A 541-nucleotide genomic window follows, 5' to 3' on the forward strand; every position below is an offset into this window, starting at 1 on the left:
TATTCGTGGGTCATCGTCGAGTCTGTACTTCAAATTGACATGCGCTGCGCATTGTCGCTGTTTTTGCAAATAAGGTAAAGGCATCCCACAGTTTTGGTTATTAGTTGAATTTATCTGAACCGACCTTTCTCAATACAATTTCTCATTCGTCAGCGTACTCATTTACTAATACACTCTCGCCTTATTTTGGTGCCACTCAAATTGCTGTTTTTCAAGCAGTTTGATTATGAGCATGTTGCTGGTTTTAATCACTTTTTAAGACTGATTAAGCCGTTTGTAAGTGTTGTTACTGCCCTAACCATTTTGTAATGGATAAACGGTAACTTTTTACTTTGAGTGTTCCCCTATGTTGCTAAGTGTGTTGTATATCATTGGTATCACGGCTGAAGCCATGACAGGTGCGTTAAGCGCTGGTAGAAGAAAAATGGACTGGTTTGGCGTTATGTTGGTAGCGAGTGCGACAGCCATTGGCGGCGGCACAGTGCGTGACATTTTATTGGGCCACTATCCTCTTGGTTGGGTCAAGAATCCTGAATTTCTG

Annotated in this window: 1 protein-coding gene; it reads left to right on the forward strand. The window is 41.8% G+C overall.

The genetic code is table 11. The features are described 5' to 3' along the window. Positions 1-346 precede the first annotated feature (346 nt). Positions 347-541 (forward strand): trimeric intracellular cation channel family protein (locus R8O10_RS27075; RefSeq protein WP_318192207.1); only part of this gene is annotated, 195 nt, incomplete at its 3' end.

The organism is Vibrio sp. 1727, from assembly GCF_033344415.1.
Classification (GTDB): Bacteria; Pseudomonadota; Gammaproteobacteria; order Enterobacterales; family Vibrionaceae; genus Vibrio; species Vibrio alginolyticus.